Annotated in this window: 19 protein-coding genes; 3 read left to right on the top strand and 16 right to left on the bottom strand. The window is 63.9% G+C overall.

Features of this window, described 5'->3' with window-relative positions; translation table 11 throughout:
- Positions 1–103: 103 nt before the first annotated feature.
- The 8 genes from rpoS to RS899_RS04165 all read right to left on the bottom strand — a co-directional run bounded on the left by rpoS (position 104) and on the right by RS899_RS04165 (position 7,130).
- A complete protein-coding gene (gene rpoS, locus RS899_RS04200; RefSeq protein WP_054908164.1) occupies positions 104–1,108 on the bottom strand; it encodes an RNA polymerase sigma factor RpoS in 1,005 nt (334 codons plus the stop codon).
- Positions 1,109–1,203: 95 nt separating this feature from the next.
- Complete coding sequence (locus tag RS899_RS04195; protein ID WP_409978040.1) at positions 1,204–2,052, bottom strand: peptidoglycan DD-metalloendopeptidase family protein; 849 nt, start codon at positions 2,050–2,052, stop codon at positions 1,204–1,206.
- Between the two features lie 73 nt (positions 2,053–2,125).
- Entirely contained in the window at positions 2,126–2,761 is a 636-nt protein-coding gene (locus RS899_RS04190; RefSeq protein WP_088418250.1) for a protein-L-isoaspartate(D-aspartate) O-methyltransferase, read from the bottom strand.
- A gap of 25 nt (positions 2,762–2,786) precedes the next feature.
- On the bottom strand, positions 2,787–3,545 hold the full coding sequence (gene surE, locus RS899_RS04185) for a 5'/3'-nucleotidase SurE (RefSeq protein WP_315809168.1): 759 nt from the start codon (positions 3,543–3,545) through the stop codon (positions 2,787–2,789).
- On the bottom strand, positions 3,533–4,591 hold the full coding sequence (gene truD, locus RS899_RS04180) for a tRNA pseudouridine(13) synthase TruD (RefSeq protein WP_315809167.1): 1,059 nt from the start codon (positions 4,589–4,591) through the stop codon (positions 3,533–3,535). Before truD ends, surE begins: the two co-directional genes overlap by 13 nt.
- Positions 4,588–5,061, bottom strand: a complete 474-nt coding sequence (gene ispF / locus RS899_RS04175) for a 2-C-methyl-D-erythritol 2,4-cyclodiphosphate synthase (protein WP_024766061.1) — start codon at positions 5,059–5,061, stop codon at positions 4,588–4,590. Before ispF ends, truD begins: the two co-directional genes overlap by 4 nt.
- Positions 5,062–5,120: 59 nt before the next feature.
- Complete coding sequence (gene fghA, locus RS899_RS04170; RefSeq protein WP_054908162.1) at positions 5,121–5,972, bottom strand: S-formylglutathione hydrolase; 852 nt, start codon at positions 5,970–5,972, stop codon at positions 5,121–5,123.
- Positions 5,973–6,017: 45 nt separating this feature from the next.
- Entirely contained in the window at positions 6,018–7,130 is a 1,113-nt protein-coding gene (locus tag RS899_RS04165; protein WP_315809166.1) for an S-(hydroxymethyl)glutathione dehydrogenase/class III alcohol dehydrogenase, read from the bottom strand.
- 216 nt (positions 7,131–7,346) lie between these two features.
- Between RS899_RS04165 and RS899_RS04160 the strand changes: the two genes are divergently transcribed.
- From RS899_RS04160 to yedF, 3 genes are all read left to right on the top strand, one after another.
- Entirely contained in the window at positions 7,347–8,240 is an 894-nt protein-coding gene (locus RS899_RS04160; protein ID WP_054908161.1) for a LysR substrate-binding domain-containing protein, read from the top strand.
- Between the two features lie 68 nt (positions 8,241–8,308).
- A complete protein-coding gene (gene yedE / locus RS899_RS04155; RefSeq protein ID WP_315809165.1) occupies positions 8,309–9,535 on the top strand; it encodes a selenium metabolism membrane protein YedE/FdhT in 1,227 nt (408 codons plus the stop codon).
- Entirely contained in the window at positions 9,501–9,749 is a 249-nt protein-coding gene (yedF, locus tag RS899_RS04150; protein WP_045210023.1) for a sulfurtransferase-like selenium metabolism protein YedF, read from the top strand. The genes yedE and yedF overlap by 35 nt, the downstream gene beginning before the upstream one ends.
- Positions 9,750–9,977: 228 nt before the next feature.
- On the opposite strand, the gene ispD is transcribed toward yedF, so the two are convergent.
- From ispD to dnaE, 8 genes are all read right to left on the bottom strand, one after another.
- A complete protein-coding gene (ispD, locus tag RS899_RS04145) occupies positions 9,978–10,676 on the bottom strand; it encodes a 2-C-methyl-D-erythritol 4-phosphate cytidylyltransferase (RefSeq protein WP_054908159.1) in 699 nt (232 codons plus the stop codon).
- Entirely contained in the window at positions 10,673–10,957 is a 285-nt protein-coding gene (gene ftsB, locus RS899_RS04140; RefSeq protein ID WP_017521200.1) for a cell division protein FtsB, read from the bottom strand. Before ftsB ends, ispD begins: the two co-directional genes overlap by 4 nt.
- A 63-nt stretch (positions 10,958–11,020) precedes the next feature.
- Complete coding sequence (gene eno / locus RS899_RS04135) at positions 11,021–12,310, bottom strand: phosphopyruvate hydratase (protein WP_015476278.1); 1,290 nt, start codon at positions 12,308–12,310, stop codon at positions 11,021–11,023.
- Positions 12,311–12,414: 104 nt separating this feature from the next.
- Entirely contained in the window at positions 12,415–13,260 is an 846-nt protein-coding gene (gene kdsA, locus RS899_RS04130; protein WP_024766068.1) for a 3-deoxy-8-phosphooctulonate synthase, read from the bottom strand.
- 2 nt (positions 13,261–13,262) lie between these two features.
- Positions 13,263–14,891 carry a CTP synthase gene (locus RS899_RS04125; RefSeq protein ID WP_024766069.1) on the bottom strand — a complete coding sequence of 543 codons (1,629 nt, stop codon included), beginning with the start codon at positions 14,889–14,891 and terminating at the stop codon, positions 13,263–13,265.
- Positions 14,892–15,062: 171 nt separating this feature from the next.
- Positions 15,063–16,382, bottom strand: a complete 1,320-nt coding sequence (gene tilS, locus RS899_RS04120) for a tRNA lysidine(34) synthetase TilS (protein WP_315809164.1) — start codon at positions 16,380–16,382, stop codon at positions 15,063–15,065.
- Positions 16,383–16,451: 69 nt separating this feature from the next.
- Positions 16,452–17,402 carry an acetyl-CoA carboxylase carboxyl transferase subunit alpha gene (gene accA / locus RS899_RS04115; protein WP_054908157.1) on the bottom strand — a complete coding sequence of 317 codons (951 nt, stop codon included), beginning with the start codon at positions 17,400–17,402 and terminating at the stop codon, positions 16,452–16,454.
- A 113-nt stretch (positions 17,403–17,515) separates the two neighbouring features.
- Complete coding sequence (dnaE, locus tag RS899_RS04110) at positions 17,516–21,046, bottom strand: DNA polymerase III subunit alpha (protein WP_315809163.1); 3,531 nt, start codon at positions 21,044–21,046, stop codon at positions 17,516–17,518.
- Between the last annotated feature and the right edge of the window lie 90 nt (positions 21,047–21,136).

Below are 21,136 nucleotides of genomic sequence, written 5' to 3'. Positions count from 1 at the left end.
GCTCTTCAAGCTGAACACTCACACGCTATGTAAGCGAATGCTTACATCAGAGCGCATAAAAAAGCCCGGAATCATCCGGGCTTCTTCGTTGTCGACCTGGCCGCTACTGGAACAGCGCGTCGCTCGACAGGCCGTTCTTCTCGAGGATCTCGCGCAGTCGCTTGAGCGCCTCGACCTGGATCTGCCGAACCCGCTCGCGGGTCAGGCCGATTTCCTGGCCAACCTCCTCCAGGGTGCTGCTTTCATGGCCGCGCAAGCCGAAGCGACGAATCACCACCTCGCGCTGCTTATCGGTCAGTTCCGACAGCCACAGGTCGATACTCTCGCTGAGGTCGTCGTCCTGCAGCAGTTCACAGGGGTCGGTGGGACGGTCGTCGGTCAGGGTGTCGAGCAGGGTCTTGTCCGAATCCGGGCCGAGGGAAACATCCACCGAGGTGACCCGCTCGTTCAGACCGAGCATTCGTTTCACCTCATCCACCGGCTTCTCGAGCAGGTTGGCGATTTCCTCGGGCGACGGCTCGTGGTCCAGCTTATGGGTCAGCTCGCGAGCAGCCCGCAGGTAGACGTTGAGCTCCTTCACCACGTGGATCGGCAATCGAATGGTGCGGGTCTGGTTCATGATGGCCCGTTCGATGGTCTGACGAATCCACCAGGTCGCGTAGGTGGAGAAGCGGAAGCCGCGCTCGGGGTCGAATTTCTCCACCGCGCGGATCAACCCGAGGTTGCCCTCTTCGATCAGGTCGAGCAGGGAAAGGCCGCGATTGACGTACCGTCGCGCGATCTTCACCACCAGACGCAGGTTGCTTTCGATCATCCGTCGCCGGCCCGCTGGGTCGCCCTTTTGCGCGAGACGCGCAAAGTGGACTTCCTCTTCCGGGGTCAGAAGCGGCGAGAAACCGATTTCATTCAGATACAGCTGGGTCGCGTCGAGCGCGCGGCTGTAGTCGATGTGCTTGTGTTGCTTGAGAGAGGAAAGTGAGGTGGCTTTAGGAGTGACTCGAAGCGATACCTGCTCTTCGGCAAATGACTCTTCGAGGATGATGCCGGGCTCCAGAAGAAGCACTTCATCATCGACGTCAAACTCCGGCCCTTCTTTTTTAAGTGCCATGTCGTTATCCCTTGCTGAGTTCGACAACAAGCCCAGGTGCGTCCTTATCCTTAGGACACCTAGGCCCGCTCACCCACGCAGGGGAACAGCCAGCATCAACGACTTGGCAGGTATTGCAGCGGATCTACAGGTTTACCCTGGCGGCGAATCTCGAAGTGCAGCTTCACCCGGTCAGTCCCTGTGGAGCCCATCTCGGCAATGTTCTGCCCGACCTTGACCTGTTGCCCTTCCCGCACCAGCAACCTGCGGTTGTGACCGTAGGCGCTTACGTAGGTATCGCTGTGCTTGATGATCACGAGTTCGCCGTAGCCCCGCAAACCACTACCGGCGTACACCACCGTGCCATTAGACGCAGCCAGGACAGGCTGGCCCAATTGCCCGGCTATATCAATCCCTTTATTCAAACTGCCGTTTGATGCAAAACGCCCAATGAGAGTGCCATTGGTTGGCCAAATCCAGCCTCCCGGCGCCCCCCCTGCAACCGCCGGAGTTCCGCCGCTGGCGGGCGGTTGCGCTGGCGTGGTGACGGCAGGCGTGGTCGGTTTGCTGGCGGTTGCCGGGGTAGATGTCGGTTTGTTGACAACGACTGGCGCGACAGGCGTTGCGCTTTTGGCGACAGACGGTGCAGCAGTCGAACCACCGTCAAAGCGAATGGCCTGGCCTGGGCGAATGGTGTAAGGCGCGGAGATATTGTTGCGCGCGGCCAGGGCTTTCCAGTCCCAGCCATAGCGGAAGGCGATGGAGTACAGCGTGTCGCCGGGGCGCACTACATACTGGCCACTGGTAACAGCCGGCTTCTGCTGGGCGTTGCGGTCCACCACGGTCGTGGTGCTACGAGAAGTCGAAGAACAGGCCGCCAGCAGAGAGCAGACGGCAATGGCCACCACAGCGTGGCCCAGGCCCTTGATCCAGTTCCGTTGATACAGGGTCGCTGTCAAGCTCACCCATCCCCCTTATCCATGAATTGACGTCCAGCCTCACTGGCCGGCAGTAACCGCAGCCTTGACCAGCCTGCTCTCAGCCTAGCGGACCGTTGAGCAGCGGGACAAAGCGGACGGAGTCCAGCACCTGCCGCTGGAAGCCATCCTCGGTGCGGACGATCAGCATCAGTTGCTGCACCTCGCCACCGCCTACCGGAATCACCAGCCGCCCTCCGGGCGCCAGTTGGTCCAGCAATGCCTGCGGGACCTCGGCCGCAGCTGCGGTAACGATGATGCCGTTGTAAGGCGCCAGGGCGGGCCAGCCTTCCCAGCCATCGCCCCAACGAAAGACAACATTTCTCAGGTTTAGCTCCGCAAGTCGCTCCTTGGCGCGATCCTGCAGGGCCTGGATGCGTTCGACGGAGAATACCCGCTCCACCAACTGAGACAGCACCGCCGTTTGATAACCAGAACCCGTACCGATCTCCAGCACCTTGTCCAGGGGGCCGGCGGCGAGCAGCAACTCGGTCATCCGCGCCACCATGAAGGGCTGCGAGATGGTCTGGTTATGCCCAATGGGCAGCGCGGTGTCTTCGTAGGCGCGGTGCGACAGCGCTTCATCGACGAACAGGTGGCGCGGTGTACGGCGGATCACTTCCAGCACGTGAGCGTTGGACAGTCCCTCTTCGTACAAACGCTGGATCAGCCGCTCACGGGTACGCTGGGAGGTCATGCCGATGCCGCCGCGGCGGGACAGTTCATTGGCCATGGTCGAGCCCTCCGAGCCAGTCTCCAAGGACATTGAACGCCTCCCGGAAGGTCCGGTCCATCTGCAGTGGCGTAATCGACACGTACCCCTGCATGACGGCATGGAAATCAGTGCCCTCGCCGCCGTCTTCAGCATCGCCGGCGGCGGCGATCCAGTAGCCTTCCTTGCCGCGCGGGTTGACCACCTTGACCGGCGGCTTGGCGCGAGCACGATGCCCCAGGCGAGTCAGCTGGATGCCCTTGATACGCTCCAGCGGCAGATTGGGGATATTCACGTTGAGCACGGTACGCGGCGGCAGATTGAGCTTCTCATGGGACTCCACCAGCAGGCGGGCGAAATGCATCGCGGCCGGCAGGTTGTCCGTCAGGCGCGAACACAGCGAGAAGGCGAAGGCCGGCCGGGACAGGAAACGCCCTTCCAGGGCTGCAGCCACGGTGCCCGAGTAGAGCACGTCATCGCCCAGGTTGGCGCCGAGATTGATACCCGAGACGACCATCTCCGGCACTTCTTCGAGCAAGCCATTGAGGCCCAGGTGCACGCAGTCGGTCGGAGTGCCGTTGAGGCTGATGAAACCATTGCCCAGGCGATGGGGATGCAGCGGCCGATCCAGCGTCAGCGAACTACTCGCTCCGCTACGATCGGCTTCCGGGGCGATCACGATGCAGTCCGCATAATCGGACAGCGCGTCGTGAAGCGCGGCGATACCGGGTGCAGTGACCCCGTCGTCGTTGGCAATCAATATGCGCATGGGCTTTCCGTCTGCCCTGCCGGCACGAGGTCGATCAGCTCGCGCACTACCACGGTGGCGAAGCAGCCAGCCGGCAGGACGAATTCCAGTTGCAGAATGTCAGGGGCGGGATAATGCCATGTAAGGCCCGGGATGGGGAGGCGCAGAATGCGCCGTTCGTGCGCCATGTCCGCACTGGCGAGCCACTGGCAAAGCGCCATCTCCGCTTGCTGCACGCTGCGTTCGATATCTCCCGGCCGGTTCGCCGCCGGTGAATCACCCTCGCCCCACATGGGGCCGGTGGGGTGCAGGTCGAGCACGGCGAGACGCGGGTCGGAGCATTCCGCTTCGCCGGCGGGGAAGAAGCTGCGGCTGTCGGTGAACGCCAGCAGGTCGCCGACCAGCGCCTGGTTCCAGGTGCCTTCGGCCACCCGGCGAGCCAGCACCTGATTGAAGACATAGCTGCGCGCTGCCGAGAGCAGGCGCGAGCGAATGTTGCGATGCTCCGGCAGCTTGCCGCGCTCGGCGAAGCCACGAGCATCGAAGACGTTGCCGCCACCATGGCCGAAGCGCTGGGTGCCGAAGTAGTTCGGCACGCCCTGGGCCACGATGGCCTTCAGGCGCGCTTCGAGCTGCTCGCGATCTGCCTGCAACTCGGTCAGGCGCAAGGTGAAGCCGTTGGCCGAATGTGCGCCGCGCTGCAGTTTGCGGCGATGGCGATTGCGCTCGAGGATTCGCAGCGTGTCGTCCTCGGCGGCTGCCAGGTCCGGATCGGACTTCCCCGGCAAGTGCAGACTGAACCACTGGCGGGTCAGCGCCTGGCGGTCCTTGAGACCGGCATAGCTGATCATCTTCACCGGGACGCCGGCGGCACGGGCAAGACGGCGCGCCGCTTCCTCGGTGTTCAGGCCGCGTTTCTCCACCCACAGCCACAAGTGCTCGCCATCGCCGGAGAGGGGAATATCCAGCACTTCGTCGACCTGGAAGTCTTCGGCCACCGCCTTGAGCACAGCCTGCCCGCAAGCATCGCCATGGGCGCGCGGGCCCAGCAGTTCCCACTCGGTCATGCGCGCCCCAGCAAAGCGACGGCGTGGACGGCAATGCCCTCTTCGCGCCCGGTGAAGCCAAGTTTCTCGGTGGTCGTGGCCTTGACGTTGACCTGGTCCAGTTCGACCTTCAGGTCGGCAGCGATGGTCTCGCGCATGTTCTGGATGTGCGGCGCCATCTTCGGCGCCTGGGCGATGATGGTGGTGTCGACGTTTTCCACCTTCCAGCCCTTGGCTTCCACCAGGCTCAGCACGTGGCGCAACAGTGCGCGACTGTCGGCCCCCTTGAACTGCGGGTCGGTATCAGGGAAGTGCTTGCCGATATCGCCCAGCGCGCAGGCGCCCAGCAAGGCATCGGAAAGCGCGTGCAACAGCACGTCGCCGTCGGAGTGGGCAACGAGCCCGAACTTGTGGGGAATACGCACGCCGCCAAGGGTGATGAAGTCTCCCTCGCCGAAGCGGTGCACGTCGTAGCCATGTCCGATACGCATGAAAAAACGCCCTGTTGATGTCAGGGCGTCGATTCTACCGGATCACTGCGCTCAGGGTGTCAGCCGCAGAGCGCCGCGGCATGGTGGCGCAGGTGATCTTCGATGAAGCTCGCAATGAAGTAGTAGCTGTGGTCGTAACCGGGCTGCAGGCGCAGGTCCAGCGGATGACCAACCGCAGCGGCGGCTTCGCGCAGCGCTTCGGGCTTGAGTTGCACGGCGAGGAAGTCGTCGCGCTCGCCCTGGTCGACCAGGATCGGCAGGCGCTCGCCGGCGTTGGCGAGCAACTCCACCGCATCCCACTCGCGCCACGCCGCCGGATCTTCGCCGAGGAAGCGACCCAGCGCCTTCTGTCCCCAGGGGCAATCGCTCGGATGAGTGATGGGGGCAAAGGCGGACAGCGACAGGTAGTGCCCCGGATTGCGCAGGGCGCAGACCAGCGCGCCGTGGCCGCCCATGGAATGCCCGCTGATGCCGCGTTTGCGGGAAACCGGGAAATTCGCTTCGATCAGCGCCGGCAACTCCTGCACCACGTAGTCGTGCATCCGGTAGTGCCGCGCCCAGGGCTCCTGGGTGGCGTTAACGTAAAAACCCGCCCCCAGTCCGAAATCCCAGGCGCCGTCCGGATCGCCAGGCACTTCCGGGCCGCGCGGGCTGGTATCCGGCGCAACGATCACAATCCCGAGTTCCGCGGCCACGCGCTGGGCGCCGGCCTTCTGCATGAAGTTCTCGTCGGTGCAGGTCAGGCCGGACAGCCAGTAAAGCACCGGAAGGCCCGCCTCTGGCTCGGCCTGCGGCGGCAGGTAGACCGCAAAGACCATCTCGCAGCCGAGCGTCTCGGAGCGATGGCGATAACGTTGATGCCAGCCGCCAAAGCTCTTCTGGCTGCTGATCAGTTCGATGGAATCCGTCATGGAGCCTCCTGTGAGGCCGGGCGCACAAGGCGCCCGGCGGTTCGATCAGTAATGGATGACCGAGCGGATGCTCTTGCCTTCATGCATCAGGTCAAAGGCCTCGTTGATCTTCTCCAGGCCCATGGTGTGGGTGATGAAGGTATCCAGCGGGATCTCGCCCTTCTGCGCCTTTTCCACATAGCTCGGCAGCTCGGTGCGACCTTTCACGCCGCCGAAGGCCGAACCGCGCCAGACACGACCGGTGACCAGTTGGAATGGACGGGTGCTGATTTCCTGGCCGGCACCGGCCACGCCGATGATGGTGGATTCGCCCCAGCCCTTATGGCAGCACTCCAGCGCCGCACGCATCAGCTGGACGTTGCCTACGCATTCGAAGGAATAGTCCACGCCGCCGTCGGTCATTTCGACAATCACTTCCTGGATCGGCTTCTGGTGATCCTTCGGATTGACGAAATCGGTGGCGCCCAACTCCTTGGCTATATCGAACTTCGCCGGGTTGATGTCCACCGCAATGATGCGCGAGGCCTTGGCCATTTTCGAGCCGATGATCGCCGCCAGTCCGATGCCGCCCAGACCGAAGATGGCAACGGTAGCGCCCTCCTCCACCTTGGCAGTATTGAGCACCGCACCGATGCCGGTGGTGACGCCGCAGCCGAGCAGGCAGACCTTCTCCAGCGGCGCTTCCTCGGGAATCTTCGCCAGGGAGATTTCCGGCAGCACGGTGTATTCGGAGAAGGTCGAGCAACCCATGTAGTGGTAGATCGGCTCGCCCTTGTAAGAGAAGCGGCTGGTGCCATCGGGCATCAGGCCCTTGCCCTGGGTAGCACGCACGGCCTGGCAGAGGTTGGTCTTGCCGGATTTGCAGAATTTGCACTCGCGGCATTCGGCGGTGTACAGCGGGATGACGTGGTCACCCACTTTCAGCGAAGTCACGCCCTCGCCCACCGCTTCGACGATACCGCCACCTTCGTGACCCAGGATGCACGGGAATACGCCCTCGGAATCCTGGCCGGACAGGGTGTACGCGTCGGTGTGGCAGACGCCGGTGGCGACGATGCGCACCAGGACTTCACCCTTCTGCGGCGGCGCCACATCGACTTCGACGATTTCCAACGGCTTGTTGGGGGCGAAGGCAACGGCAGCACGGGACTTGATCATCTGGAAACTCCTGAACGAAGGAAACGACAACGCCCGCCAGGGGCGGACGGGTTCGGCGCGACGGCCGAGAAGCCGGGACGGGCCGGAGCCCCGTCGGGGAACATTCGGGGCAGTCGACGAAAAGTGCGCCCCAAAGCCTTGGAAGTGTAGAAAACCTCCTGTCAGGGAATAATCAGGCAATAATCAAAACATTATTGCCATACAGGGATAATCTACATGCATCGCTGGGAAGGGCTGGACGAATTCGTTGCCGTCGCCGAAACCGGTCAGTTCACCGCCGCCGCCGAGCGCCTGGGCGTGTCTTCGTCCCACGTCAGCCGCCAGGTCGCGCGGCTGGAGGAGCGCCTGCAGACGCGCCTGCTCTACCGCAACACCCGAAAGGTAACGCTCAGCGAAGCCGGCCAGACCTTCCTGCAGCATTGCCGCCGCCTGCAGGACGCGCGCGAGGAAGCCTTGCGGGCGGTCAGCGATCTATCTGCCGAACCCAAGGGGCTTCTGCGCATGACCTGCGCGGTGGCTTACGGCGAACGATTCGTGGTGCCGCTGGTGAACGGGTTCATGGAGCAGTTTCCGCAATTGCGCGTCGAGATAGAGCTGTCCAACCGCCAACTCGACCTGTTCCATGAAGGCTTCGACCTGGCGATCCGCCTCGGACGCCTGAGCGACTCCCGGCTGGTGGCAACACGTCTGGCGCCGAGGGTGATGTACCTCTGTGCAACGCCGGGCTACCTCGCCCACCACGGCGCGCCACACAGTGTGGCAGAGCTCGCGCAACACAATTGCCTGGTGGGCAGCAGCGACCAGTGGAGTTTCCTCGAGGACGGCCGCGAAACCCAGCACCGGGTGCAGGGCAACTGGCGCTGCAACAGTGGCCAGGCGGTGCTGGACGCGGCGTTGCGCGGCTTCGGCCTGTGCCAACTGCCGGATTACTATGTGTTGGAACACCTGCGCAGCGGCCGGCTGGTTTCCTTGCTGGACCAGCATCAGCCGCCCAATACCGGGGTCTGGGCGCTTTATCCACAGCAGCGGCACCTGTCGCCCAAGGTGCGGCAACTGGTGGATCACCTCAAGGAAGGCCTACAGCATCTTCAGCCCTCTCCCTTGCCATGAAGCAAGCGGCTGAAACTGGCCTTGGCTAGAATGGGAGGTTTCCCACCCTTCGGATCAAGGACGACGAGATGTCAGCCCTTTCTTCCTTCCGCGAGCGCTATCTACTGCGCTTCTGGTCGCCACTGCCAACCCTGGTCGCCCTAGGGGTCATCTCGGCTTACTACTTCGCCATGACCGGCACCTTCTGGGCCGTCACCGGCGAGTTCACCCGCTGGGGCGGCCACGTACTGTCCTGGTTCGGCCTGCAACCGCAGGAATGGAGCTACTTCAAGATCATCGGGCTGCAGGGCACGCCACTCGACCGCATCGATGGCGTGATGATCATCGGCATGTTCCTCGGCGCGCTGGTCTGCGCGCTCTGGGCCGGCAATGTCAGCCTGCGCTGGCCGACCAGCAAGCGCCGCCTGCTGCAGGGCCTGATCGGCGGGGTGATTGCCGGTTTCGGTGCGCGCCTGGCAATGGGCTGCAACCTGGCGGCCTTCTTCACCGGCATCCCGATGTTCTCGGTGCATGCCTGGGCCTTCATGTTCTCCACCGTGATCGGCGCCTGGTTCGGCGTGAAGATCAGCCTGCTGCCCTTCCTGCGCATTCCGTTGAAGGTCGGCGGCAAGGCGGCAGCCCTGCCGAGTGCCGAAGCCCTCGCTCGCCGCGCCAAGCTGCAATGGCGACTGGGCATGGGCGTACTGGTGCTCGCCGCGCTGTTCGCCGCCTGGCGTTTCGAGGTCTCGCTGGTACTGGGCATGGCCTGCCTGTTCGGACTGCTGTTCGGTGGCCTGATCGAGCGCGCGCAGATCTGCTTCACCAGCGCCGCCCGCGATCTCTGGACCACCGGCCGGACCCAGGCCGCGCTGGGCATCCTGCTGGGCATGGCTGCTGCCTGCATCGGCACCTTCGCGGCGATCCACAACGGCCTGCCACCGAAGATTTTCTGGATGGGACCGAACGCCGTGATCGGTGGCGTGCTGTTCGGCATCGGCATCGTGCTGGCCGGCGGCTGCGAGACCGGCTGGATGTACCGTTCGATGGAAGGCCAGGTGCATTTCTGGGTGGTCGGCGTCGGCAACGTGATCGGCGGCACCTTGGTCGCGGTGTTCTGGGACCAGCTCGGCACCAGCCTCGCGCTGCCTTATCCCAAGCTCAACCTGCTGCAGGAGTTCGGCCCCGGCGGCGGCCTGCTGATCACTTTCGCCGGCCTCGCGCTGTGCATGCTGCTGGTGCAGCTCAACGCGCAGCGCTTCACTCGTAGACGGAAAACCAACGATGTCCGAAACCAAGACGCCGACGCTGTCGCTTGATCTGCGCGGCGAACACTGCCCGTACAACGCCATCGCCACTCTGGAAACCCTGGAGACGCTCAAGCCCGGCGACCTGCTGGAAGTGGTCACCGACTGCTCGCAGTCGGTCCATGGCATTCCGGAAGACACCCAGCGTCATGGCTACCATTGCCTGGCGGTCGAGCAGCACGGCGCGCTGTTTCGCTTCCTGATCGAAGTACCGCTACTGGGCTGAGGCTGCTCTTGTAAGAGCGGATTCCGTCCGCGATGGGCCTCCGGCGCGACTCGAACCTGCCGCGGACAGAGCCCGCTCCAACGGTTCGGCCCAGGGCGCAATCTGTAGGAGCGAGCTTGCTCGCGAACAAGGTTTCCGGCGACTTCAGCGCTGGCCAGGTTCGCGAGCAAGCTCGCTCCTACAGAGGCCGGATATGCCGCGAACGGTAAAGTGCCGGCCAAGCAGGAATCAGTGCTTGGCGAAATTACGCTGCAGGCGCTGCAGGTCTTCCGGGGTGGTGACCTTGATGTTGTCCACCCGCCCTTCCACCATGCGCGGCGCATAGCCCGCCCACTCCATGGCAGATGCCTCGTCGGTGATGGCCGCGTCGGCCACCAGCGCATCGGCGAGCGCGCGGTGCAGGGCGCCGAGGCGGAACATCTGCGGGGTGTAGGCCTGCCAGACCACGCTGCGATCGATGGTTTCGACCACGCGGCCATCAGCGCCGACGCGCTTCAAGGTGTCCCGCGCGGGCACGCCGAGCAGGCCGCCCACGGCGTCGAATTCCAGCTCATCCAGCAGGCGGTCCAGGTCGGTACGCGCCAGGTTCGGTCGAGCGGCGTCATGCACCAGTACCCAGTCGTCCGGCGTGGCGCCCAGCTCGGTCAGACGCAGCAGGCCGTTGAGCACGGAATCGGCGCGCTCGCGGCCACCATCGGCACGATGGATCAGTTCATTGGAAGCACTGGGCAGGGTCGGCCACCAGGGATCGTCGGCGGCCAGGCACACCACGAGCCCCTTCAGACGGGGATGACCGAGGAAACAGTCGAGGGTGCGCTCGAGAATGCTGCGACCGGCAAGGTCGAGGTATTGCTTGGGGCGGTCGGCGCGCATCCGCGAACCGATGCCGGCGGCCGGGATGACGGCCCAGAAGGCGGGAGTGGTCATTGCGCGAGCTGGTAGAGGGTTTCCTTGTCCTTGACCATGCCGAGTTCGTGACGGGCACGCTCCTCGACGGTCTCGGTGCCTTTCTTGAGCTCGGCGACTTCCGCCTCGAGGATGCGGTTACGTTCGAGCAGGCGCTCGTTCTCGCCCTGCTGGTCGGCGATCTGCTTCTGCAGGTCGCGCACCTGCGCCAGGCTGCCATCGCCAACCCACAGGCGATACTGCAGGCCGGCCAGCGCCAGGATCAGCACGACGAACAGCCAGTAAGGGCTACGTAACCTCAAACCTTCAGCTCCCTATACGCGAAGGGGTGGCTTCTGCCACCCCTTCACCGTACCAGACTCGGATCAGCCGCGGAATTCCGCGCGACCACGGTACGGCGCCTTGGCGCCCAACTGCTCTTCGATACGCAGCAACTGGTTGTACTTGGAAACGCGGTCGGAGCGGCAGAGGGAGCCGGTCTTGATCTGACCAGCGGCGGTGCCGACGGCCAGGTCAGCGATGGTGCTGTCCTCGGTTTCGCCCGAACGGTGCGAGATCACCGCGGTGAAGCCGGCGGCCTTGGCCATCTGGATGGCTTCCAGGGTCTCGGTCAGCGAGCCGATCTGGTTGAACTTGATCAGGATCGAGTTGCCGATCTTCTCGTCAATGCCGCGCTTGAGGATCTTGGTGTTGGTCACGAACAGGTCGTCACCGACCAGTTGCACCTTCTCGCCGATCTTGTCGGTCAGGACTTTCCAGCCAGCCCAGTCGGACTCGTCCATGCCGTCTTCGATGGAGATGATCGGGTAGCGCTGGGTCAGGCCTGCCAGGTAGTCGGCGAAACCTTCGGCGCTGAATACCTTGCCTTCGCCTTCGAGGTCGTACTGGCCGTCCTTGAAGAACTCGGAAGAGGCGCAGTCCAGGGCCAGGGTCACGTCATCGCCCAGCTTGTAGCCGGCGTTGGCGACGGCTTCGGCGATGGCGGCCAGGGCGTCTTCGTTGGAAGCCAGGTTCGGCGCGAAGCCACCTTCGTCACCCACAGCGGTGTTCAGGCCACGGGCCTTCAGCACGGCCTTGAGGTGATGGAATATCTCGGCGCCCATGCGCAGCGCGTCGGCGAAGTTCTTGGCGCCGACCGGCTGAACCATGAACTCCTGGATGTCGACGTTGTTATCGGCATGCTCGCCGCCGTTGATGATGTTCATCATCGGAACCGGCATGGAGTACTGGCCCGGGGTGCCGTTCAGGTCGGCGATGTGCGCGTACAGCGGCACGCCCTTGGCCTGGGCAGCGGCCTTGGCAGCAGCCAGGGACACGGCCAGGATGGCGTTGGCGCCCAGCTTGCCTTTGTTCTCGGTGCCGTCCAGGTCGATCATCGCGTGATCCAGACCTTTCTGGTCAGCCGCGTCCTTGCCCAGCAGCAGGTCGCGGATCGGGCCATTGATGTTGGCCACGGCTTTCAGCACGCCCTTGCCCAGGTAACGGCTCTTGTCGCCATCGCGCAGTTCGAGAGCCTCGCGGGAACCGGTGGATGCACCGGACGGGGCGCAAGCGCTGCCGACGATGCCGTTGTCCAGGATCACGTCCGCTTCAACGGTCGGGTTGCCGCGGGAGTCCAGGACCTCACGGCCCTTGATGTCGACGATCTTTGCCATTCTTGATAACACTCCGAAGATAGAGATAAACGGGGCGGCTGGTGAGACATCAGAAGCGGCTCAATGGCCTGCCGTGCTCAGCGCGGCAGGCATCGAGCCGATTCTCAGGCAGTCTCGATAATGGGGAAACTCTTGACCAGGTCGTCCAGCTGCTTGAGCTGGGACAGGAAAGGCTCGAGCTTGTTCAGGCGCAGGGCGCACGGACCGTCGCACTTGGCGTTCTCAGGGTCCGGATGGGCCTCCAGGAACAGGCCGGCGAGGCCCTGGCTCATGCCGGCCTTGGCCAGGTCGGTGACCTGGGCGCGGCGGCCGCCAGCGGAATCGGCGCGACCACCCGGCATCTGCAGGGCATGGGTCACGTCGAAGAACACCGGGTACTCGAACTGCTTCATGATGCCGAAGCCGAGCATGTCCACCACCAGGTTGTTGTACCCGAAGGAGGAGCCACGCTCGCAGAGGATCAGCTGGTCGTTACCCGCTTCCTCGCACTTGCGCAGGATGTGTTTCATCTCCTGCGGTGCAAGGAACTGGGCCTTCTTGATGTTGATCACCGCGTTGGTCTTGGCCATGGCCACGACCAGGTCGGTCTGCCGGGACAGGAAGGCCGGCAGCTGGATGATGTCGCAGACCTCGGCCACCGGAGCGGCTTGGTAGGGCTCGTGCACGTCGGTGATGACCGGCACCTTGAAGGTCTTCTTGATCTCTTCGAAGATCTTCAGCCCTTCTTCCATGCCCGGACCACGGAACGAGGTGATCGAGGAACGGTTGGCCTTGTCGAAGCTGGCCTTGAACACGTAGGGGATGCCGAGCTTCTCGGTCACCTTCACGTACTCTTCGCAGACCTGCATCGCCAGGTCGCGCGACTCCAGCACGTTCATGCCGCCAAACAGCACGAACGGCAGGTCGTTGCCGATCTGGATATCACCGACGCGGATGATCTTCTGGGTCATGTTCAGGCTTTCCCGGCTTGTTTCAGGGCGGCATTGACGAAGCCGCTGAACAGCGGGTGGCCATCACGCGGGGTGGAGGTGAATTCCGGGTGGAACTGGCAGGCGACGAACCACGGATGATCCGGAGCCTCGACCACTTCGACCAGCGCGCCGTCGCCGGAGCGGCCGGAAATCTTCAGGCCGGCGGCTTCCAGTTGCGGACGCAGGTTGTTGTTCACTTCGTAACGGTGACGGTGACGCTCGACGATCACTTCCTTGCCGTAGCAATCGTGCACCAGGGTGCCGGCGGACAGCAGGCACTCCTGGGCGCCCAGGCGCATGGTGCCGCCCAGGTCGGAAGCCTCGGTGCGCACTTCGGTGGCGCCGGTAGCGTCCTGCCATTCGGTGATCAGGCCGACAACCGGGTGGCCGCTGGACTTGTCGAACTCGGTGGAGTTGGCATCGGTCCAGCCCAGCACGTTGCGGGCGTACTCGATAACGGCCACCTGCATGCCCAGGCAGATGCCCAGGTACGGAACCTTGTTCTCACGGGCGTACTGCACGGCGGTGATCTTGCCTTCCACGCCGCGCAGGCCGAAGCCGCCCGGAACCAGGATGGCGTCGGCGCCTTCGAGCAGGCTGGTACCCTGCTGCTCAATGTCCTCGGAGTCGATGTAGCGCAGGTTGACCTTGGTGCGGCTCTGGATGCCGGCATGGGTCATGGCTTCGATCAGCGACTTGTAGGCGTCGAGCAGTTCCATGTACTTGCCGACCATGGCGATGGTGACTTCACGCTCGGGGTTGAGCTTGGCATCGACCACACGGTCCCACTCGGACAGGTCGGCCGGGCCGCACTCGAGGCCAAAGCGCTCGACGACCAGGTCGTCCACGCCCTGGGCATGCAGCACCGACGGAATGCGGTAGATGGTGTCGACGTCTTCCAGCGAGATGACCGCGCGCTCTTCCACGTTGGTGAAGAGGGCGATCTTGCGGCGGGAGGATACGTCTACCGGGTGGTCGGAGCGGCAGATCAGGATGTCCGGCTGCAGGCCGATGGAACGCAGTTCCTTGACCGAGTGCTGGGTCGGCTTGGTCTTGGTCTCGCCGGCGGTGGCGATGTACGGGACCAGCGTTAGGTGCATCAGCATGGCGCGGCGCGAACCGATCTCCACGCGCAGCTGGCGGATGGCCTCGAGGAAAGGTTGCGATTCGATATCACCGACAGTGCCGCCGACTTCAACCAGGGCCACATCGGCATCGCCGGCGCCCTTGATGATGCGACGCTTGATCTCGTCGGTGATGTGCGGGATCACCTGCACGGTGGCGCCCAGATAGTCACCACGGCGCTCCTTGCGGAGCACGTCCATGTAGACGCGGCCGGTGGTGAAATTGTTGTTCTGGGTCATCGTGGTACGAACGAAACGCTCGTAGTGGCCCAGATCGAGGTCGGTCTCAGCGCCGTCGTGGGTGACGAACACCTCACCGTGCTGGAACGGGCTCATGGTGCCCGGGTCGACGTTGATGTAGGGGTCCAGCTTGAGCATCGTGATCTTCAGGCCACGCGCTTCCAGAATGGCAGCCAAGGAAGCCGAGGCGATGCCTTTCCCCAATGAAGAAACAACACCACCCGTGACGAAGATGTAGCGCGTCATGAAAAGCCCTGAATGTCAGCGTTTAGGCGGCTCGGCCGCCGGGGAAGCGAAGGTGTCGGGTACAAGACCCGGCTCACGACTTCGTCGTGAAAATAGCGAACTCCCACTGATTCGAAGGCGAATCAACAGGAGCGGTACAAGACGGGAGCGTAGTCTACCGGAAAGCCGCTATCAGCTCAAACCCGAGTCATTCGTCGGAGGTGTCCAGCGCAGGGTCCAGCCCTGCCCAGCCTCCACCCGCAAGCCCGGCAGCAGCGCTACACCGAGCAGTTCGTCGGCTCGCCAGAGCAGCGGCAGGCGGCCACGCAGGAAGGCCGGCACCGCCGCTTCGTTGAGCAGGCGCTTGAGGTCACGGCTGCCGCGACCGACCAGCGCCATCACTTCTCCGCCCTGCCGGTAACGAACATCCAGCGGCCCTTCCGGCGCTTCGCCGTCAAACCGCAACTCACCATTGCCTGGCAGCGAAAGTACCTGCGAAGGGTCGCGCCAGCTCTGAATTGCCGGTACGAAACCCAGCCAGGGATTGGCCAGCCACCAGAGCCGACCGTGGGCACGGCGCAGCTCGCCATCGGCAAGGCGCCAGATTGGCTCGGCATCTTCGCGAGCGTCGCGCAGGTCCCGCCAACCGGCCCAGTGGGCACTGTCCGGCAAGCGCGCCAGGGGCGCGAGCCAGTGGCGCAGGGCATTGCGCTGGCGTGGCTCGCTCAGCTGCACCAGTGCGGCGACAGCCAGTGAGGGCAATTGCATACCGATGTATTCGTCGCGGGCACCGGCCGACACCAGGTCGTTCTGCGCCAGTTCGGCGAGCAGTCCATCGGCCTCCGCCAGGTGCTCGGCACTGCGGGCGATGGTCTCCACCGCCGACGGCCAGCGCTGGACGATGCCCGGCACAACCTGATTGCGCAGATAGTTGCGGTCGTAGTCGTCGCAAGCATTGGACGGATCGTCGACCCAACCCAGCCCATGGCGACAGGCGTACCTCTCCAACTCCGTACGACTGATGCCCAGCAACGGACGCAACAGCGTCCCAGCCCCCAGCGGGCGGCAAGCGGCCATTCCGGATAAGCCGCGCACTCCGGCACCACGAAAGAGCCGGAATAGAACGGTTTCAGCCTGGTCGTCACGGTGCTGCCCGGTCAGCAGGCACTCCCCCTCCCCCAGCGCCGCGGTGAAAGCCGCATAACGCGCCTCCCGCGCCGCGCGCTCGAGGCTTGCACCACCATCGACTTGCACGCGCGCCACCTGAAAGGGCACACCCAGGCCATCGCAGAACCGCTGACAGTGTTCCGGCCAAGCGTCAGCGACGGCCTGAAGGCCGTGGTGAACGTGAATGGCGGAGAGCGGAGGCAAGGATTGCCGGCGAGCCGACCCGGCCAGGAGATGCAGCAGGACGGTGGAATCCAGCCCGCCGGAAAAGGCAATGCGCCACGCCGGCGCAGCGCGCCAGGGAGCGAGGAAGCTCAGCAGTCGGGATTCGAGTTCAGCAGACATGGCGCAGGTCGACAGGGTCGGGGACGAGGCAAGGATACCTCGTCACCCGCGCTGCGCCGAAGGCGTCGATCAGGCGACGCCGTAGCTCATCAGGCGCTCGTAGCGGCGCGCAAGGAGCTCTTCGGTGCTCAGCTGACCCAGGGTGTCGAGTTGCCCGAGCAGGGAATTGCGGATGGTCTCGGCCATGGCGGCCGGGTCGCGGTGGGCGCTGCCCAGCGGCTCCGGGATAACGTTGTCGACGATACCCAGGTCCTTCAGGCGGTTGGCGGTGATGCCCATAGCCTCGGCCGCTTCCGGTGCTTTCTCGGCGGTACGCCAGAGAATCGAGGCGCAACCTTCGGGCGAGATCACCGCATAGGTGGAGTACTGCAGCATGTTCAGCTGGTCGCACACGCCGATGGCCAGCGCACCGCCCGAACCACCTTCGCCAATCACGGTAGCAATGATCGGGGTCTTCAGGCGCGCCATGACACGCAGGTTCCAGGCGATCGCCTCGCTCTGGCCACGCTCTTCGGCGTCGATGCCCGGGTAGGCGCCGGGAGTATCGATGAAGGTCAGGATCGGCATCTTGAAGCGCTCGGCCATCTCCATCAGACGGCAAGCCTTGCGGTAGCCTTCCGGGCGCGGCATGCCGAAGTTGCGGCGCACCTTCTCACGCACTTCGCGGCCCTTCTGGTGGCCGATGATCATCACCGGCTGGTCTTCCAGGCGGGCAACGCCACCGACAATCGCGGCGTCGTCGGAGAAGTGGCGGTCGCCGTGCAGCTCTTCGAACTCGGTGAAGATGTGCTCGATGTAGTCGAGGGTATAGGGACGACGCGGATGGCGAGCGAGCTGGGCGATCTGCCAGCTGGACAGGTTGCCGAAGATGTTCTCGGTCAGCGCCTTGCTCTTTTCCTGAAGACGGGAGATTTCGTCGGTGATGTTCAGGGCGTTGTCGTTACCGACCAACCGCAGTTCTTCGATCTTGGCGTGCAGGTCGGCAATGGGCTGTTCGAAATCGAGAAAATTCGGGTTCATGGGCTATCCGTCGTTCTGTTGGCGGCTGGGCCTGGTCCGTAGGCGCCCTACCTTACGGTATCGGGCGCCGAGGGTCGAGACTGGCGAGCGGGCGGCGTTTGGCCACCGCCACGCTAGCGGTAGTTCAGGAAGACGTTGTCGCGGCCGAACTGGTCACGCAGCGCTTGAATCAGGTTGTCTGCCGGGTCGATCCGCCACTGCTCGCCGAACTGCAGCAGCGCGCGTGCCGACTCGCCACTGTAGTCGACGGTGACCGGACAACTGCCCCGGTGGCGGGTGCACAGATCGGCCAGCCAGCGCAGGCGATCACCCTTGAGCGCATCGGCATGCACACGCACACGCAGGCTCTCGGCCAGCGAAGTACGGGCCTCTTCCAGGCCCATCACGCGCTTGGCGCGCAGGCGCAGGCCGCCGGAGAAATCGTCCTGGCTGACTTCACCCTCGATCACCACCAGCGCATCGGTCTGCAGCAGCGCCTGGTTGGCGGCGAAGGCTTCGGCGAACAACGAGGCTTCGATGCGGCCGGAGCGGTCGTCCAGGGTCACGAAGCCCATCTTGTCGCCGCGCTTGTTCTTCATCACCCGCAGATTGACGATCAGGCCGGCGACAGTCTGGGTATCGCGCGCCGGCTTGAGTTCGACGATGCGCTGGCGGGCAAAACGTCGCACCTCGCCTTCGTACTCGTCGATAGGGTGGCCGGTCAGGTACAGGCCGAGGGTGTCCTTCTCGCCTTTCAGGCGCTCCTTGAGATTGAGCTCCTTGACCTTGCGATGGTTGGCGTAGACGTCCGCCTCGGGCTCGGCGAAGACGCCACCGAACAGGTCCATGTGGCCGCTGTCGTGGCTGCGCGAGGTCTGCTCGGCGGCCTTGACGGCTTCTTCCATGGAGGCCAGCAGCACGGCGCGGTTGATGTCGACGTGGGCGTGATAGGCCTTCTGCTCCTCAAAGAAGTGCGGGCCGAGACGGTCCAGCGCACCGGCGCGGATCAGCGCTTCCAGGGTGCGCTTGTTGACGCGCTTGAGATCGATGCGATCGCAGAAGTCGAACAGGTTCTTGAACGGGCCGCCTTCGTTGCGGCACTCGGTGATGGCTTCCACCGGGCCTTCGCCGACGCCCTTGATCGCACCCAGGCCGTAGACGATCTGGTCGTCCTCATCCACGGTAAAGCGGAACTCAGAGTTGTTCACGTCCGGCGCGAGAATGCGCAGCTTCATGTGGCGGCACTCTTCGATGAGCGTCACCACCTTGTCGGTGTTCTGCATATCCGCGGTGAGCACCGCGGCCATGAACGGGGCTTTCCAGTGGGTCTTCAGCCAGGCGGTCTGGTACGACACCAGGCCGTAGGCGGCGGAGTGCGACTTGTTGAAGCCGTAGCCGGCGAACTTTTCCACCAGGTCGAAGATGTTGCCCGAGAGGTTGGCGTCGATGCCGTTGTTGGAACAACCCTCGATGAAGCCGCCGCGCTGCTTGGCCATTTCCTCGGGCTTCTTCTTGCCCATGGCGCGGCGCAGCATGTCCGCGCCACCGAGGCTGTAGCCCGCCATTACCTGGGCAATCTGCATCACCTGTTCCTGGTACAGGATGATGCCGTAGGTCGGCTTGAGCACCGGCTCGAGGCCGGCGTACTGGTAATCCGGGTGCGGATAGGAAATCTCTTCGCGACCATGCTTACGGTTGATGAAGTCGTCCACCATGCCCGACTGCAGCGGACCGGGACGGAACAGCGCCACCAGTGCGATGAGGTCTTCCAGGCAGTCCGGCTTGAGCTTCTTGATCAGCTCCTTCATGCCACGCGATTCAAGCTGGAAGACCGCGGTGGTCTCCGCCTTCTGCAGCAGGTCGTAGGTCTTCTTGTCGTCCAGCGGGATGCGGTCGATGTCGACCAGATTCGGGTCGCCGTTCTTCTTCTGGATGCGATGGATGATCTCCATCGCCCATTTGATGATGGTCAGGGTACGCAGGCCGAGGAAGTCGAACTTCACCAGGCCGGCGGCTTCCACGTCGTCCTTGTCGAACTGGGTCACCAGACCGGCGCCCTCTTCGTCACAGGCGATGGGGGCGAAGTCGGTCAACTTGGTCGGCGCGATCACCACGCCGCCGGCGTGCTTGCCGGTACCACGGGTAACGCCTTCCAGCTTGAGCGCCATGTCCCAGATTTCCTGGGCTTCTTCGTCGGTCTTGAGGAAGTCGCGGAGCATTTCCTCCTGCTCGAAGGCCTTCTCCAGGGTCATGCCCACTTCGAAGGGAATCATCTTCGACAGCTTGTCGGCCAGGCCGTACGACTTGCCCTGCACCCGCGCCACGTCACGCACCACCGCCTTCGCAGCCATCGAGCCGAAGGTGATGATCTGGCTGACCGCATTGCGGCCGTAGGCGCCGGCCACGTAGTCGATCACCCGGTCACGGCCTTCCATGCAGAAGTCGACGTCAAAGTCGGGCATGGAAATACGTTCAGGGTTGAGGAAACGTTCGAACAGCAGGTCGTAGGCCAGCGGGTCGAGGTCGGTGATCTTCAGCACATAGGCGACCAGCGAGCCGGCACCCGAGCCCCGGCCAGGGCCCACGGGCACGCCGTTGTTCTTGGCCCACTTGATGAAGTCCATCACGATCAGGAAGTAGCCAGGGAAGCCCATCTGGATGATGGTGCCCAGCTCGAACTCCAGGCGGTCGACGTAGATCTGCCGCTTCTCTTCGTAGTTCGGCGTGGTTTCCTTCGGCCAGAGCACTGCCAGGCGCTCCTCCAGGCCCTCGTAGGAGACATGGCGCAGATATTGGTTGATATCCATGTCGTCGTAGGGGATCGGGAAGTTGGGCAGGAAGTACTTGCCCAGCTGCACATCGATGTTGCAGCGCTTGGCGATCTCGACGGAGTTTTCCAGAGCCTCGGGGATATCACTGAACAGCTCGGCCATTTCTTCCGGGCTCTTCAGGTACTGCTGGTCGGAATAGTTGCGCGAACGGCGCGGATCATCCAGGGCGCGGCCTTCGCCGATGCATACGCGGGTCTCGTGGGCCTCGAAATCCGCCTCCTTGATGAAGCGCACATCGTTGGTGGCGACCAAAGGCGCGCCACTGCGAGCCGACAGAGCCACGGCGGCATGCACGTGCTCTTCGTCATTGACCCGGTTGGTGCGCTGGATGTCCAGGTAGAAGCGGTCCGGGAAGACCTCCAGCCACTCGGCCAGGAGCGAGTCCGCATGGGCGTCGTCGCCCTCCAGCAGGGCCATGCCGATCTCGCCCTCCTTGGAGCCGGACAGCGCGATCAAGCCTTCGGCGGCGTCCTTGACCCACTGCCGTTCGATGATGATCTCGCCGTTACGCTGGCCTTCCTGCCAGCCGCGGGAAATCAGCTCGGTGAGGTTGCGATAGCCCTTGGCGTTCATCGCCAGCAGGGTCAGGCGGGTCAGCGGGCCATCCTCGTCGCGGTTGGCCAGCCAGATGTCAGCGCCGCAGATCGGCTTGATGCCACCGCCCATGGCCGTCTTGTAGAACTTCACCAGCGAGCACATGTTGCTCAGGTCGGTCACCGCCACCGCCGGCATACCGGCCCCGCTAACCGCCTTGATCAGCGGCTTGACCCGCACCAGGCCGTCGACCAGGGAGAATTCGGTGTGCAGACGCAGGTGAACGAAGGTGGCGGTCATGGTGGTCCTTGGCAAACGCGAAAAACGGCAAGCCCCGGATTGTACCGGGGCTGTCCGCAAAGCTACAGGGATCAATCGGCCAGCCGTCGC

Source organism: Pseudomonas sp. C9-3 (assembly GCF_032392015.1).
Classification (GTDB): domain Bacteria; phylum Pseudomonadota; class Gammaproteobacteria; order Pseudomonadales; family Pseudomonadaceae; genus Pseudomonas; species Pseudomonas nitroreducens.
This window is presented reverse-complemented; position numbering and strand designations above follow the sequence as displayed.